The following is a 14,626-nucleotide window of genomic DNA, read 5'->3' as shown; positions in this document are numbered from 1 at the left end:
CGCCGACCGTGCTTAACGCCTTCTAAATCCAGGCGTTGAGCAGGGCCTTTGACGGCTCGCCAAGCAGGCGAACGATGCTTTCACGTGAGATCGTTTCACACGCATCTAGATGCCGCGCCGCCGAAGCTATTTCGCGACCGCGAACAGCGAGCAATTGGTCTCGTTTGAAACCACTGCCGGGCTTTTAGAAAATTTGTGGGTTAACGCAGTCGCGGACCGGAGGAACACGTCCGACGGTCGACCCGGTGGCGAGAATCGCCGCCGAAAAAGCAAATGGCGCGGCCCCCGTTGGAAGCCGCGCCCTCGCGAATTTCGACGATCTGAAGAGTCCTATCGGCCCTTCAGCGCCGCGCGGCCCGCGTAGACGCCTTGGTCGTCCAGCATCTCCTCGATGCGCAGCAGTTGGTTGTACTTGGCGGTGCGGTCGGAGCGGGCCAGCGAGCCGGTCTTGATCTGACCGCAGTTCAGCGCGACGGCCAGGTCGGCGATCGTGCTGTCCTCGGTTTCGCCCGAGCGGTGGCTCATGACGCTTGTATAGCCATGGCGGTGGGCCAGATCGACGGCGTCGATGGTTTCCGACAGCGTGCCGATCTGGTTGACCTTCACCAGGATCGAGTTAGCCAAGCCCTTGTCCAGGCCCATCTGCAGGCGCTTGGGGTTGGTGACGAACAGGTCGTCGCCGACCAGCTGGACCTTCTTGCCGAGGGTGTCGGTCAGCAGCTTCCAGCCGTCGAAGTCGTCCTCGGCCATGCCGTCCTCGATCGACAGGATCGGGAACTTCGAGACGAGACCGGCCAGGTAGTCGACCATCTGAGCCGGGTCGAGCGACTTGCCCTCGCCCTCCAGCTCGTACTTGCCGTTCTTGAAGAACTCGGTCGAGGCCACGTCCAGGCCCAGGACGAAGTCCTCGCCGGCCTTGTAGCCGGCCTTCTCACCGGCCTTGACGATGAAGTCGAGCGCGGCTTCGGCCGAGGCCAGGTTCGGGGCGAAGCCGCCCTCGTCGCCGACGTTGGTATTATGGCCGGCGTCCTTCAGCGCCTTCTTCAAGCTGTGGAAGATCTCGGCGCCCATGCGCAGACCTTCGCGGAAGCTCGAGGCGCCGGTCGGCAGGATCATGAATTCCTGGATGTCGATCGGATTGTCGGCGTGGGCGCCGCCGTTGATGATATTCATCATCGGGGTCGGCAGCACGCGGGCGTTCACGCCGCCGACATACTTGTAGAGCGGCTGGCCGGCAAACTCAGCGGCGGCCTTGGCCGTGGCCAGCGAGACGCCCAGGATGGCGTTGGCGCCCAGGCGGGCCTTGTTCGGGTGCCGTCCAGTTCGATCAGCAGGTTGTCGACGCGGCGCTGGTCCTCGGCGTCAACGCCCGACAGGGCGTCGAAGATCTCGCCGTTGACCGCGTCCACGGCCTGCAGGACGCCCTTGCCCAGATAGCGGGCCTTGTCGCCGTCACGCTTCTCGTTGGCCTCGTGAGCCCCAGTCGAGGCGCCCGACGGCACCGCGGCGCGGCCGAAGGCGCCGTCGTCCAGGATCACGTCGACTTCGACGGTCGGGTTGCCCCGGCTGTCGAGAATTTCGCGGGCGATGATGTCGACGATCTCGGTCATGGGCTGCTCCTAGAGGCCAAAAGGCGCGCCCGCCTTTAGCCGCCAAGCGTCGCGGGCGCAACTTGCCTTGCCCTGGACAGGCGCGGATCACCGGTCACAACGGCTGAAACGCGCGTCAGACGTTGTAGATCGGCGTCAGGCCGTTCCTCTGGCCCAGCTTGAACAGGACCCGGTCCGAGCCGAAGTCGAGCTCGACCTTGGCGAACAGCTTCAGCACGTCCGCGCCCAGCAAGGCCGCCGGCCGGTGGTTCAGCGACCAGACGTCGAAGATGTGCACGTCAGCGAAGGCCATCGGGATGTTGGTCAGATGCAGATTGCCCATGGTGATCGACGGCACGACGCGGAACTCGCCCAGATAGACCTCGCCGCCGGCCGTCAGCAGGCGGGCGGGCTTGACGAGGTCCGACGCGCGGCGCCGCTTGGCGGCGATCGCCCGCTGCAGGGCCATGTTTCCAATCGATATGCCGCCGCCAGAATCGATGAAGGCCACCGAGCGCGTGCCGGCGATCCGAGCGTCGGTCAGGGTCAGGCGCCCGAAGCGGGCGTCGGCCGGCACCGACACCTCGTCGGCCTTGCGAGTCATTTCCGAGAAGAACTGGCTGCGACGGATCAGCAGCTTCCGCTTGCGGAAGTCCATGACGACGTTGCGCCGGTCCAGGATGTCGACGCCCAGCAGGCCGTCCGCCCCGACGCGTTCATAAGGAAGCACCGGCAGGACCGCCGCGCCCAACCGGGCTTCGCCGGCCCGCATGCTCTCGATCCGCGCCGTCGGACTGGTGATCGCGCTGGAGATGCCGTGGATGAGGATCTGCGGACCCGCCGGCAGGTTCAGCTTCTCGGCGACGGCCGGAGTCAGCACGCTGCGCCCTGCCCCGGTGTCCACGACGAAGTTGAAAGGCCCCTGCCCGTTGATCTCGACCTCAACGGTGAGGCGGTCATCGTCGTCCAGCGAGGCGTCCAGGATCAGTACCGGATCGTCCGGCGGCGCAGGCGTTGTCGCTGGAGGCAGGCTCTGATTGACGGAAACGGGGGTTATGGCCTCGGCCATGGCCGATGACGCCGCCAGTGAAATCCCCAGTCCCGCCGTGATGTTCCGGCGTGTGAGCATGGGCGTACCTCCCAGCTCGGAGGCTAGCACCGTTTTTTGCGCGTACGACGAAAATACGACGAAAAACGCCGCCTGGGCGAACCGGGCGGCGTTTTCGAAATCGTCACTGACGAAAGGAGACCTTAGTCTTCCTTCGGCGTCAGGATCTGCTTGCCGTTGTACATGCCGGTCTTCAGATCGACATGGTGCGGACGGCGCAGCTCGCCGGTGTCCTTGTCCTCGATGAACGAGTCTGGCGCCCAGGGCGTGGTGCGACCGGCGCATGTTCCGGCGAGAAGGCGAAGTTTTTCTTTTAGGAACGGCCATCGAAGTGACTCTGCTCGTTGAGCGTGAAAATCGAGAGCGGCGACTCGGGGGTGCCCAGGTCGCCGCGTGAGGGCGCGCTTATGCCCGAATCTCTTCGGAGATGCAACAGCGTGCTTCAGACCAGTCGACCATGCTCCTTGGCCGCCGCGATAAAGCTGGCGAAAAGCGGGTGTGGCGCGAACGGGCGGCTCTTCAGTTCCGGGTGATACTGCACCCCGATGAACCACGGATGGTCTTCCCGCTCGACGATCTCGGCAGCACGCCGTTGGGCGAGCGGCCGGTCAGCTTCAGGCCGGCGTCCTCCATCAGGTGGGCGTAGCCGATATTGACCTCGTAGCGGTGCCTGTGGCGCTCGCTGATCTCGGTCGAGCCATAGATCTGCGCGACCTTCGAGCCGGCCGTCAGGACGGCCTCGTAAGCCCCCAGGCGCATGGTGCCGCCCAGGTCGTCGTTGGCGCGGCGCTGGACGGTCTCGTTGCCCTTGATCCACTCGGTCATGATGCCGACCACGGGACGCTCGGTGGGGCCGAACTCGGACGAGCTGGCGTCCTTGATGCCGGCGACGTTCCGCAGGGTCTCGATGACCGCCATCTGCATGCCGAAGCAGATGCCGAAGTACGGCACCTTGCGCTCCCGGGCGAACTGGGCCGCGCGGATCTTGCCCTCCGCGCCCCGCTCGCCGAAGCCGCCGGGCACCATGATGGCGTGGGCGTTCTCCAGGCGGGCCGCGGCCGCGCCCTCGTCGCCCTCGAAGGTCTCGCTCTCGACCCAGTCGAGGTTGACCTTGACCTTGTTGGCCAGGCCGCCGTGGTGCAGGGCCTCGATCAGCGACTTATAGGCGTCCTTCAGCACCGTGTACTTGCCGACCACGGCGATGGTGACCTCGCCGTCGGGATGCTGGACGGTCTCGTCGATGGTCTTCCAGCGCGTCAGGTCCGGGGCCGGCGCATCGCTCATGCCGAAGACGTCGAGGACCTCGGCGTCCAGGCCCTGCTCGTGATAGTCGATCGGCACGGCGTAGATGGACGAAGAGTCCATCGCCTGGATGACCGCGCTGGGGCGGACATTGCAGAACTGGGCGATCTTGCGCTTTTCCTCGGCCGGGATCTCCTGCTCGCAACGGCAGAGCAGGATGTCCGGCTGGATCCCGATCGAGCGCAGTTCCTTGACCGAGTGCTGGGTCGGCTTGGTCTTCATCTCGCCGGCGGTCTTGATGAACGGCAGCAGGGTCAGGTGCAGGTAGCAGCTCTGGCCGCGCGGCAGGTCCTGGCGCAGCTGGCGGATGGCTTCGAAGAACGGCAGCCCCTCGATGTCGCCGACCGTGCCGCCGATCTCGACCAGCACGAAGTCGACCGGCTTCTTGCCCGTCTCATCCATGGCGGGCGACAGCACGAAATCCTTGATCTCGTTGGTGACGTGCGGAATCACCTGGACGGTCGCGCCGAGATAGTCGCCGCGACGCTCCTTCTCGATGATCGTCTTGTAGATCTGGCCCGTCGTGATGTTGTCGGCCTTCTTGGCCGACACGCCGGTGAAGCGCTCGTAGTGGCCCAGGTCAAGGTCGGTCTCCGCCCCATCGTCGGTCACGAAGACCTCGCCGTGCTGATACGGGCTCATCGTGCCCGGATCGACGTTGAGATAGGGGTCGAGCTTCCGAAGGCGGACCGTGTAGCCGCGTGCTTGCAGCAGCGCGCCGAGCGCCGCCGAGGCCAGACCCTTGCCAAGCGAGGAAACCACGCCGCCGGTGATGAAAATGTACCGCGTCATGGGCGATCAGATTACCCGTGATTCGACGACGCCGGTGAAAAGACCTGCGTTCATCAACAAGATTAAACCCCCGAGGTCGCCCTCGGGGGTCAGTGGAAGACCGTCTTGGGACGGTTATTGTTGTTTGGGCTGTTCCGCCGGCGGCGCCGCGACCGTGGGGGTCGGGGCGGCGGCGGCCGGCTTTTCAGCCGGTTTGGCGGGCGCCTTGGCCGCGGGCTTGGGGGCCGACGGGGTCGGCGCCAGCAGCGCGGGTTGCGCGGCGGCCGGGGCCGGCGTGTTGATCTGCGGAGTCGGAGCCTGGATAGCGCCGGGCTGGCTGTCCGGCGAGGCCGGCAGCGAGTTCAGCGACCCGGGCGGCGGGGTCGGCGCGGCGTTCAGGGTCTTGGCGTCCAGGCCCTTGACCTGGTCGGCCACTGAACCGCCGGTATTGGCGCGCCCCGTGAGGATCGTCAGGGTCAGGCTGATCAGCAGGAAGACCGAGAACAGGATCCAGGTGATGCGGGTCAGCAGGTCACCGGCGCCGCGGGCGGTCATGAAGCCCGTGTTGCCGCCACCCATGCCCAGCGCGCCGCCTTCGGAGCGCTGCATGAGCACCACCCCGATCAGACAGAGGCAGACGACGATATTGATGGCCAGCAGGACGCCGATAAGCATGTGGAATGTATTCTCGATCCGGGCGCGGGCGAAATGCCGCGTTAAAAACGAAGCGGCCCCTCTACCACTAGCGAGCGCTCCGCGCCATAGCTGGGAAGCGCGCCGCCAAACGCAACCCTGAAAGCCAGATCGTCGGACCGCATGATCCTTGAGACCGAACGCCTGACCCTCGCTCCGCTGACGATCGACGATGCGCCCCAGATCTATCCGTTCCTCAGCGATGCGGAGGTGATGTCCAACCTCGATCAGGAGCCGATCGAGGACCCGGACGAGGTGGCCTCCCGCGTCGCCGCCCAGGTGGACGAGATGGCCGCCGGCGACGCCGTCTACTGGAGCATCCGCCACACCGTGAGCGGCGCGTACCTCGGCTATTGCGAGTTCATCGACATCGACCGGCGCCATCAGCGGGCGGAGATTCGCTTCGTCATCGACCGCAAGGGCTGGGGCCAGGGCTTCGGCGCCGAGGCGGTCAGCGCCCTCCTCGCCCATGCCGCCGGCGGCGGCCTCAAGAGCTTGGTGGCCAGCATCCATGTCGGCGACAATCGCGCCGAGCGCCTGCTGGAGAAGCTGGGCTTCAAGGCCGAGGGCTACCTGAAGGGCGCGGTGCACCGGGATGGCGAGCGGCGGGATCGACGGCTGTACGGTCTGCGGCTCTAGGCGCACGGCTCCGCCGCTTCACGCGATCGCTCGCTGAAGGCGTGGAAAGGGATGCGGAGCGCCGGACAGCGTCCGGAGTTGGAAAATAGAAATACCGTTTCGACGAAGCCCGACGCTCCGCGCGATCGTTATCCGGAAGCGTGACGCCGTGATGCTGTTCGCACCCCGACCCCCTCGAAGCCTCCGACGGGCGGGTCAGGCCGCGTAGCCCGATCCCGGATGCGGCTGTTTCCAGCCGCCTGTCGCCTCTTCGGCCCGACATCCCACGTCGTTTCTGTGTTCCAGGGCCGACCGCCGCCAGAGGGATGCAGTTGCGGAGTTTCCCCGCGCCGAAGAGCGCGCCCGCTCGACCGCCCCCCCGCCGCCGCAAATGGTCGCTGGCCATGCGCCCCTTCCTCGCGACGAGGTGGGTAGAGAATACAGCCGGTTCTGAAGCCGGGGACGCAAGGGCGTGAATGCTCATCGAACACCCTTCTCCCCTTGCGGATGAAGGTGGCCGCCGAAGGCGGTCGGATGAAGAGCTACACAGGCTAACTCATTGCGCTGAAACGCTAATCCGGCAGGCCTACCAACCCCTCCCCCCCTACGGACCACCGTCGCCCGCAAGGGAGACGGAGAACGCCCGCGCTCAGACGGGATTTGAGCTAGTCGGCGACGCCGCCGCGCAGCGGGTCCTCGCCGTCCAGCGCCTCGATGTGCTCGCGTTGACGACGTACGCCTTCCACTTGCTCGGGCGACGGCTTGGGCGGCTCCCGCTCGGGCGGTTCATGCTTCTCGGCCATCGCGGTCAACGCCCCGGCAGAGCGCGCGTCACCAGTTGCGCGGCGCCGATGGTCAGCGCGTCCTCGACCAGACCGCTGGGCGTCTGGCCGAAGTGGCGGATGGCCTTCATGCGGGCGTGGAAGGTGACATAGGACGCCGCCACCGCCGCGCCGGCGCCCAGGGCGGCGCCGAGTATCTCTGGCGTTTCGGCGCCAAAGCCGCGCCCGCCAGGCCGCCCGTGACGAGCCGCGCGAGAATGCCCGCCAGCACGATGCGGTCCGGGGCCGAGGGCAGCTTGTCGCCCCACAGCTCGCCGGCCGCCAGCGCCTTGGAGCCGGCCGCCATCCATGGACTGCCCAGCCAGGACGGCGCGCCATTGTCGGCCGGTAGGCGGCCGCTATGCGCGGCCTCGCTGACCGCGGCCAGCGGCGTCATCGAACGGGAACCCGCCGACAGGCCGATGAGGATGGATCTGAGCATTCCGGCGCTTCCTTCCGATAAACCACCGGAAGACAACCCCTCCTCGCCCGATTTGATCCCGCGCCTACTCCTTGGCCAGCCTGGCCAGCACGGTGAGAATCTTCTCCGCCGCGTCGAGGCGCTGAGCCGGGGTGTCCCACTCGCCCTTGACCACCACCTTCTGGTCGGGACGCACCTTCCAGATCAGGTTGTTCTTGCCGACATACTGCATCAGCCCAAGCGGGTTGGCGTAACTATCATTCCTGAAACTGGCCACCGCGCCCTCGGGCCCGACGTCGATCTTGGCGACATTGGCCTCGCGGCACAGACCCTTGATGGCGACGACCTTGAGCAGGCTGTCGGTCTCGGGCGGCAGCGGGCCGAAACGGTCGATCATCTCGGCGGCCAGGGCTTCACGATCGGCGGCCTGCTCGGCGTCGGACAGGCGGCGATAGAGCGACAGGCGCACGTTCAGATCGGGAACATACTCGTCGGGGATCATCACGGCCGCGCCGGTGTTGATCTGCGGCGACCAGCCCCGGTCTTCCAGCAAGGCCTCCTGGCCCTGGCGCTGGCGCAACTCGGCGACGGCGTCTTCCAGCATCTGCTGATAGAGCTCGACGCCGATCTCCTTGATGTGGCCGCTCTGCTCGTCGCCGAGGAGGTTGCCGCCGCCGCGCTGGTCCAGGTCGTGGCTGGCCAGTTGGAAACCGGCGCCCAGGCTGTCCAGGGACTGCAACACCTGCAGGCGCTTCTCGGCCGAAAGGGTCAGGGACTTTTCGACCGGCGTGGTCAGATAAGCGTAGGCGCGGGCCTTGGAGCGACCGACTCGGCCCCGGATCTGATAGAGCTGGGCCAGGCCGAACATGTCGGCGCGGTGGACGATCAGGGTGTTGGCCGACGGGATGTCCAGCCCGCTCTCCACGATCGTCGTCGCCAGAAGCACGTCATATTGGCCCTCGTAGAAGGCCGTCATCACGTCTTCCAGTTGGGTGGCCGCCATCTGGCCGTGGCCGACGACGTACTTCACCTCGGGCACCTGGGTGCGGAGGAACTTCTCGATGTCCTCCAGGTCCTTGATGCGCGGCACGACGTAGTAGGACTGGCCGCCGCGGTACTTTTCGCGCAGCAGCGCCTCGCGCAGGGTCACCGGGTCGAACGGGCTGATGTAGGTCCGCACCGCCAGGCGATCGACCGGCGGGGTGGCGATGATCGACATCTCGCGGATGCCCGACAGCGCCATCTGCAGGGTGCGCGGGATCGGCGTGGCGGTCAGGGTCAGCATGTGCACGTCGGCGCGAAGCTCCTTGAGCTTCTCCTTGTGCTTGACCCCGAAGTGCTGCTCCTCGTCGACGATGACCAGGCCCAGGTCCTTGAACGACACCTGCTTGGACAGGATGGCGTGGGTGCCGACCACGATCTCCAGCTGGCCGTTGGCCAGGCCCTCGCGGGTCTCGGCGGCTTCCTTGCCGGTGACCAGGCGCGACAGGCGCGTGACCTTGACCGGCCAGCCCTGGAAGCGGTCCTTGAAGGTCTTGTAGTGCTGGCGGGCCAGGAGGGTCGTGGGGCAGACCACGGCGACCTGCTTGCCGCTCATCGCCACCACGAAGGCCGCGCGCAGGGCCACTTCGGTCTTGCCGAAGCCGACGTCGCCGCAGATCAGGCGGTCCATCGGCTTGCCGGACGACAGGTCCTCCAGCACGTCGTGGATGGCGCTGAGCTGGTCGTCCGTCTCCTCGTAGGGGAAGCGGGCGCAGAACTCGTCGAACACGCCGTGCGGCGGGTCGGTCGACTCGACGGACTTGAGCTGGCGGGCCGCCGCGATCTGGATCAGGCCTTCGGCCATCACCCGCAGGCGCTCCTTGGCCTTGGCCTTGCGGCCCTGCCAGGCCGCGCCGCCCAGCTTGTCCAGTTGCACGGACTCGGGGTCCGACGCGCCGTAGCGGGTGAGGAGGTCGATGTTCTCGACCGGAAGATAGAGCTTGGCCTCGCCGCCATAGAGCAAATCGAGGCAGTCGTGCGGCGCGCCCTGGACGTCGAGGGTCTTCAGGCCCTCGTAACGGCCGATGCCGTGATCGATGTGGACGACGAGGTCGCCGGGCGTCAGGGCGCTGGCCTCGGCCAGGAAGTTGGCCGCGCGGCGCTTCTTGCGCGGGCGGGCCAGGCGATCGCCGAGAATGTCCGTCTCGGAGATGACGGCCAGGCTGTCGGTCTCGAAGCCGTGGTCCAGCGGCAGCACGACGCGCTGCGGGATCTTCGGATCGTTGGCCTTGGCCGCCTGCCAGTAGGCGGCATAGGGAACCTTCTTGAGGCCGTGGTCGGCCAGCATGGTTCCCAGGCGCTCGGACGAGCCCTCGGACCACGAGCCGAACAGCACGCGCTTGCCGGCGGCGGCCAGGGCCTTGGCGTGATCGGCGGTGGCCTCGAACAGGTTGACGCTGTCCTGGGCCCGCTCGGCGGCGAAGACGCGGCCCAGCTTGGCCCCCATGTCGACGACGTCCAGCCCCTGGGGCTGGAACGGGGTGAACAGGCGATGGGCGCGGTCGGCGAGCTCACGATCCCACTCGGCGGCGGTCAGGTAGAGCGCCTGCGGCGCCAGCGGGCGGTAGGCCGACTTGCGGTCAGCGCTGGCGCGGGCCTCGTAGGCGTCCAGGATCATCGACAGGCGCTCGTCGCGAGCCTCGGTCGTCTGATGGTCGACGCCGATCAGCGCGCCGGCCGGCAGATAGTCGAACAGGCTGGACATCCGCTCATAGAACAGCGGCAGCCAGTGCTCGAGCCCGGCGCGGCGGCCGCCCTCGCTGACGGCGGCGTACAGCGGATCATCGCCGGGCGCGCCAAACGCCGCGACATAGCCCTTGCGGAAGCGCGAGATGCCGTCGGCGTCCAGCAGGGCCTCGCTGACCGGCAGCAGGTCGATGTCCTTAAGCTGCTTGGTCGAGCGCTGGGTCTCGGGGTCGAAGGCGCGGATGCTCTCCAGCGTATCGCCGAACAGGTCCAGGCGCACCGGCTCCTCGGCGGCCGGCGGATAGACGTCGATGACGCCGCCGCGGATCGCGAACTCGCCGCGCTCCGAGACGGTGGAGGCGCGGGCATAGCCGTTGACCGCGAAATAGCGCTCCAGGTCCTTGATATCGACGACATTGCCGACCTTGGCCGAATACGAGGCGCGCAGCAGCACGTCCTTGGTCGGCACGCGCTGCAGCAGGGCCGGCGCGGGCAGGACGAGAATGGCGGGCTTCGTCTCGCCCAGACCTCGAGCCAGGCGCGACAGGGTCGCCATCCGCGTGGCCGAGACGCCCGAGGACGGACCGATGCGATCGTAAGGCAGGCAGTCCCACGAGGGCAGCAGCACCGCCTCGATCTCGGGGGCGAAGAACTTCAGGGCGTCGACGAAGGCGTTGGCGCGGGCGGTGTCTCGGGCCACGAACGCGGTCAGGCCGCCCCGCGCCCGGGCGATGTCGGCCATCACCAGCGCGTCGAAGCCCTCCGGCGCTCCGGCCAGGGTCAGGCCGCCGGCGGCCTTGGCGATCTGCTTTAAGTCGTAGGCCATGCTCCTAAGCGCCATCCCCCGTCGGGCGCGAAGCGTGCGCCTCGAACCGGAACGCGCGGATCATCGCCAAGACGTCGGTCTCGAACTTCTCCGGCGTCGGCTCCTGGCCGACGATCCAGGCATAGATCTCGCGATCCGACTCCTCGAGCAGCGTCTCCAGCGTGTCGATCTGCTCCGGGGTCAGGTTCGGGCCATGGACGTCCGCGAACGGGCCCAGAATGAGGTCCGCTTCCCGGAAGCCGCGATGCCAGGCGCGGAAACGAAGGCGCCGAAGGCGAGAGTCGTGGTCGATGGTCATGTGTCGGCCGATATAGAGGGGCGTTTGCTTGGGCGCCAGCCTAACGACTTTGCGCGGCTAACGGTTCTCGGCGGCGATCTTCCGAACACTTCCTATCGCCTTGCAGCGATTGACTTTGCCGACTTTCGGCCTATTTATCCCCAGCTTCGGAGCAGGTCTGGCGAATCCGCGCCGCCCGCTCGCCCAAGCACGGGCGGCTCCGAGCAGACCAGCGTGTAATGACAGAATTCACCGATCTCGGGCTTTCGCCCACGACCCTGCAGGCGGTCGCCGACACCGGCTATACCACTGCGACCCCCATTCAGGCCCAGGCCATTCCGGTCGCCCTCGCGGGTCAGGACGTCCTCGGCATCGCCCAGACGGGCACCGGCAAGACCGCCGCCTTCACCCTCCCCTTGATCGACAAGCTGCAATCGGGCCGCGCCAAGGCCCGCATGCCGCGCGCCCTGGTCATCGCCCCGACCCGCGAGCTGGCGGACCAGGTCGCCTCCAGCTTCGAGAAATACGCCAAGGGCACCAAGCTTTCGTGGGCGCTGCTGATCGGCGGCGTCTCGTTCGGCGACCAGGAAAAGAAGCTCGACCGCGGCGTCGACGTCCTGATCGCCACCCCGGGCCGCCTGCTCGACCACTTCGAGCGCGGCAAGCTGCTGATGACCGGCGTGCAGTTCCTCGTCGTCGACGAAGCCGACCGCATGCTGGACATGGGCTTCATCCCCGACATCGAGCGCATCTTCAAGATGACGCCGCCCAAGAAGCAGACGCTGTTCTTCTCGGCCACCATGCCGCCGGAAATCACGCGTCTGACCAAGCAGTTCCTGAAAGATCCGGTGCGGATCGAGGTGGCCAAGCCCGCCACGACCAACGCCAATATCACCCAGCTGCTGGTCAAGGTTCCGACCTCCGACCCCAAGGCCAAGCGCCTAGCGCTTCGCGCGCTGATCGAGAAGGCCCAGATCGAGACCGGCATCGTGTTCTGCAACCGCAAGACCGAGGTCGACATCGTCGCCAAGTCGCTGCGGTCGCACGGCTTCGACGCCGCCGCGATCCATGGCGACCTCGACCAGTCCCAGCGCACGAAGACCCTGGCGGACTTCCGCTCCGGCGCCCTGAAGATCCTGGTGGCCTCCGACGTCGCCGCGCGCGGCCTGGACATCCCGGCCGTCAGCCACGTCTTCAACTACGACGTCCCGCACCACGCCGACGACTATGTCCACCGCATCGGCCGCACCGGCCGCGCCGGCCGGACGGGCATCACCTACATGCTGGTCACCCCGGCCGACGACAAGGGCTTCGACAAGGTCGTCAAGCTGATCGGTTCGACGCCCGAGGAAGAAAAGCTCGACCTCGACTATTCGAACGCCGTGACGGTGAAGCGCGAAGGTGATCGCGATCGCAAGCGCGGCGGCCGGGATCGCGGTGATCGTCCGGCCCCGCGCGCCCGTGGCCGCCGCACCGAGGAAGCCGCCGCCGAAGCGCCGGTCGAGGCCGTCGCCGCCGAGGCTCCCGAAGCCGCCGTCGTCGAGGAACGCCCCGCCCGCGAGCGCCGTCCGCGCCGCGAACGCGAGCCCCGCGCCGCCGCCCCGGCGGTCGAAGCCGAGCGTCCCGAACGCGCGGAACGTCCCGCCCGGGCCGAGCGTCCGGAACGCGCCGAACGTCCTGAGCGTAGCGAACGCCCCGAGCGTCCCGTGCGTGGCGTCCAGCCAATCCGTGACCGCGATGACGACGACCGTCGCGTGGTCGGCTTCGGCAACGACGTCCCGGCCTTCCTGGTCCGTCCGCCTCGCGGCAAATAGGCCTCGTCGATGGTCTGAAGACAAAAGCGCCGGGCTCTCGTCCGGCGCTTTTTCTTTTGGTCCGTCTTACATCGCGGCGTCGATGGCCGAATTGGCGGAACGCTGTTATCGTCATCCTCGTTTTCGGCTCGATCACGCCGGATGCCGGCCGGTCGCGCCCAACCAAAATGGGAGGACTGCACATGGCCGCTATCGAACCCGACACCCTGGTCGCCGAGAAGCAAGCCGTCCTGATCGCGCACGAGAAGACCTATCACGGTTTCTCGGTGCTGCTGCGCTGGTGCATGCTGGGCCTGGCCTCGGTGATCAGCGCCCTGACGGTCTGGTTCGCGACGCCGGGCGGCTTCTGGGGCGGCCTCGTCACCTTCCTGGTCGTCTGGGTCGCCGGCTATTACGGCATGGTCCATCGCGAGGAGCAGCAGTCGCTCGACCCGTGGGCGCCCGGCCGCAAGGGCATCCTTTAGAGCGCCTGACTTCTAGAGAGCGGCGTCCACGACGGCGAGCAGGTCGTCCAAGGGCGGCCGGAAGGCGAACTTGAAGCCGCGACGAAGTCTGGCCAACAAGGGCGCCTGCCGCGCCGGGGCCGGTGAGGCGCAGACATAGCCAAGCCAGTCGACGCCGACCTGGCGACAGGCCGCCCGCACCCACTGGCTGGTGAAGTTCAGCGGCTGGATCTCCACGACCCGCGCGCCCTTGGGCAGGAAGACCGCGTTGGCCAGGGCCGCGCCGCTGGCGCCGACCACGACCTCGGCGTCGCGCATCAGGGCGACCTGCTCCGCCGCGCCCAGGGTCTCGGGTCGGACGATCGTGAAGCCGCGCGCCGCCAGCGCCGTCTCGAAGGCCGCCTCGCCGATCATCACCCGCATGGACTGGCCGCGCCGCGAGAGATAGACACGCCGCGCGCCGCGACCGGCCGGCGCCTTGGCCAGCACACGGGCCGCGACATCCGCGACCAGACCGTTCGGGTGGTGCAGGAAATGGTCCATGCTGGTGGCGAAAACCGCCCGCTTCAGGCGCGCGACCGAAGCGTCGACCTCGCGGACCGCGAGATCCGGAAAGGCCATGGCGATCAGGTCGCTTTGCCAGGCGGTCAGTTTGGGCGCCAGGGCGGGAACGCCGTCCAGCAGCCCCGCCCGCTCCAGCGTCAGCAGCGACGGCAAGGCGTCGATGACGAAGTGGCCGTAGTTGAAGGTCCCTCCCCACGGCAGGAACACGGCGCCGGCCTCGATGTCGGTCGCCGACGCCGGCGGGATGAAGCGCGTGGCGTTGTCGAGTACGCCCGGAAGGGCCGACAGATCCCCCGACCCATGTCGCGCCTCGCCGATCGTGGCGTTGTAGAGCGCGCCGTCCGCGCCGATCAGTCCGCCGAAGCGCGGAAACCACCAGGTCTCGCCGACGGCGCAGAACGCCGGCACATTGACCGGCAGGGGCGCGGCGATGTCGTAGGGCCAGACGGCGGCTTCCGGTCCCGCCAGGGTTCCCGGCGGCGCGCCGATAGAGGCGTCATGCTCCGGCGCGAACGCCACCCCCGTTTCGCCCCGCGCGAACCGCTCGCGCAGTTCCGCCGCCAGCATGGGCGGCAGGTCGCGGGCTTCGACGATGGGGCGCAGGGACAGCGGCGCGGTCATGCGCCGCTTGGAGCACGCCGCGCCGTCCTGT

General features: G+C 67.6%; 10 protein-coding genes and 4 pseudogenes. 4 read left to right on the top strand and 10 right to left on the bottom strand.

The features are described from left to right. Positions 1–330: 330 nt before the first annotated feature. The 5 genes and pseudogenes from eno to secG all read right to left on the bottom strand — a co-directional run bounded on the left by eno (position 331) and on the right by secG (position 5,445). Positions 331–1,610, bottom strand: a pseudogene (eno, locus tag ACHMW8_RS19635) (phosphopyruvate hydratase). Between the two features lie 115 nt (positions 1,611–1,725). After that, positions 1,726–2,718, bottom strand: a complete 993-nt coding sequence (locus tag ACHMW8_RS19630) for a retropepsin-like aspartic protease (protein ID WP_395443480.1) — start codon at positions 2,716–2,718, stop codon at positions 1,726–1,728. Between the two features lie 122 nt (positions 2,719–2,840). After that, a pseudogene (gene rpmF / locus ACHMW8_RS19625) lies at positions 2,841–3,024 on the bottom strand (50S ribosomal protein L32). Between the two features lie 115 nt (positions 3,025–3,139). Then, positions 3,140–4,791: pseudogene (locus ACHMW8_RS19620) on the bottom strand (CTP synthase). Positions 4,792–4,905: 114 nt separating this feature from the next. Further along, positions 4,906–5,445 carry a preprotein translocase subunit SecG gene (gene secG, locus ACHMW8_RS19615; RefSeq protein WP_395443479.1) on the bottom strand — a complete coding sequence of 180 codons (540 nt, stop codon included), beginning with the start codon at positions 5,443–5,445 and terminating at the stop codon, positions 4,906–4,908. Between the two features lie 141 nt (positions 5,446–5,586). On the opposite strand from secG, the gene ACHMW8_RS19610 reads away from it, so the two are divergent. Next, complete coding sequence (locus ACHMW8_RS19610; RefSeq protein ID WP_395443478.1) at positions 5,587–6,102, top strand: GNAT family N-acetyltransferase; 516 nt, start codon at positions 5,587–5,589, stop codon at positions 6,100–6,102. Positions 6,103–6,423: 321 nt separating this feature from the next. Then, positions 6,424–6,513, top strand: a pseudogene (locus tag ACHMW8_RS19605) (hypothetical protein); the annotation flags it as partial. Positions 6,514–6,746: 233 nt separating this feature from the next. Here the strand turns inward: ACHMW8_RS19605 and ACHMW8_RS19600 are convergent. From ACHMW8_RS19600 to ACHMW8_RS19585, 4 genes are all read right to left on the bottom strand, one after another. After that, the gene (locus ACHMW8_RS19600; RefSeq protein WP_199743533.1) at positions 6,747–6,884 is read right to left on the bottom strand and encodes a hypothetical protein; all 138 of its coding nucleotides are present in this window, start codon (positions 6,882–6,884) and stop codon (positions 6,747–6,749) included. A 106-nt stretch (positions 6,885–6,990) separates the two neighbouring features. Beyond that, positions 6,991–7,344, bottom strand: coding sequence for a DUF4126 family protein (locus ACHMW8_RS19595; protein WP_395443477.1), 354 nt, complete (start codon positions 7,342–7,344; stop codon positions 6,991–6,993). Positions 7,345–7,408: 64 nt separating this feature from the next. Then, on the bottom strand, positions 7,409–10,876 hold the full coding sequence (gene mfd, locus ACHMW8_RS19590) for a transcription-repair coupling factor (RefSeq protein WP_395443476.1): 3,468 nt from the start codon (positions 10,874–10,876) through the stop codon (positions 7,409–7,411). A gap of 4 nt (positions 10,877–10,880) precedes the next feature. After that, positions 10,881–11,174 (bottom strand): succinate dehydrogenase assembly factor 2, encoded by a 294-nt coding sequence (locus ACHMW8_RS19585; protein WP_125158468.1) that lies wholly within the window; start codon positions 11,172–11,174, stop codon positions 10,881–10,883. A 218-nt stretch (positions 11,175–11,392) separates the two neighbouring features. On the opposite strand from ACHMW8_RS19585, the gene ACHMW8_RS19580 reads away from it, so the two are divergent. Together ACHMW8_RS19580 and ACHMW8_RS19575 are read left to right on the top strand one after the other, a co-directional pair. Beyond that, positions 11,393–12,967, top strand: coding sequence for a DEAD/DEAH box helicase (locus ACHMW8_RS19580; protein WP_395443475.1), 1,575 nt, complete (start codon positions 11,393–11,395; stop codon positions 12,965–12,967). A 182-nt stretch (positions 12,968–13,149) separates the two neighbouring features. Continuing rightward, a complete protein-coding gene (locus tag ACHMW8_RS19575) occupies positions 13,150–13,431 on the top strand; it encodes a hypothetical protein (protein ID WP_125158470.1) in 282 nt (93 codons plus the stop codon). A gap of 12 nt (positions 13,432–13,443) precedes the next feature. Here ACHMW8_RS19575 and ACHMW8_RS19570 read toward each other — a convergent pair whose 3' ends face one another. Further along, the gene (locus tag ACHMW8_RS19570; protein ID WP_395443474.1) at positions 13,444–14,595 is read right to left on the bottom strand and encodes a glycosyltransferase family 61 protein; all 1,152 of its coding nucleotides are present in this window, start codon (positions 14,593–14,595) and stop codon (positions 13,444–13,446) included. Positions 14,596–14,626 lie beyond the last annotated feature (31 nt).

Origin of the sequence: Caulobacter sp. UC70_42 (genome assembly GCF_044056025.1) — a bacterium.
Lineage (GTDB): Bacteria > Pseudomonadota > Alphaproteobacteria > Caulobacterales > Caulobacteraceae > Caulobacter.
The sequence above is the reverse complement of the archived record's forward strand: the minus strand, read 5'-3'. Positions and strand labels throughout refer to the sequence as shown.

Bases quoted from the DNA above. Each gene is read 5' to 3' on its own strand.
- ACHMW8_RS19570 (WP_395443474.1), bottom strand. From the start codon at position 14,595: ATGACCGCGCCGCTGTCCCTGCGCCCCATCGTCGAAGCCCGCGACCTG.
- ACHMW8_RS19630 (WP_395443480.1), bottom strand. From the start codon at position 2,718: ATGCTCACACGCCGGAACATCACGGCGGGACTGGGGATTTCACTGGCG.
- ACHMW8_RS19580 (WP_395443475.1), top strand. From the start codon at position 11,393: ATGACAGAATTCACCGATCTCGGGCTTTCGCCCACGACCCTGCAGGCG.
- ACHMW8_RS19585 (WP_125158468.1), bottom strand. From the start codon at position 11,174: ATGACCATCGACCACGACTCTCGCCTTCGGCGCCTTCGTTTCCGCGCC.
- ACHMW8_RS19575 (WP_125158470.1), top strand. From the start codon at position 13,150: ATGGCCGCTATCGAACCCGACACCCTGGTCGCCGAGAAGCAAGCCGTC.
- secG (WP_395443479.1), bottom strand. From the start codon at position 5,445: ATGCTTATCGGCGTCCTGCTGGCCATCAATATCGTCGTCTGCCTCTGT.
- mfd (WP_395443476.1), bottom strand. From the start codon at position 10,876: ATGGCCTACGACTTAAAGCAGATCGCCAAGGCCGCCGGCGGCCTGACC.
- ACHMW8_RS19600 (WP_199743533.1), bottom strand. From the start codon at position 6,884: ATGGCCGAGAAGCATGAACCGCCCGAGCGGGAGCCGCCCAAGCCGTCG.
- ACHMW8_RS19595 (WP_395443477.1), bottom strand. From the start codon at position 7,344: ATGCTCAGATCCATCCTCATCGGCCTGTCGGCGGGTTCCCGTTCGATG.
- ACHMW8_RS19610 (WP_395443478.1), top strand. From the start codon at position 5,587: ATGATCCTTGAGACCGAACGCCTGACCCTCGCTCCGCTGACGATCGAC.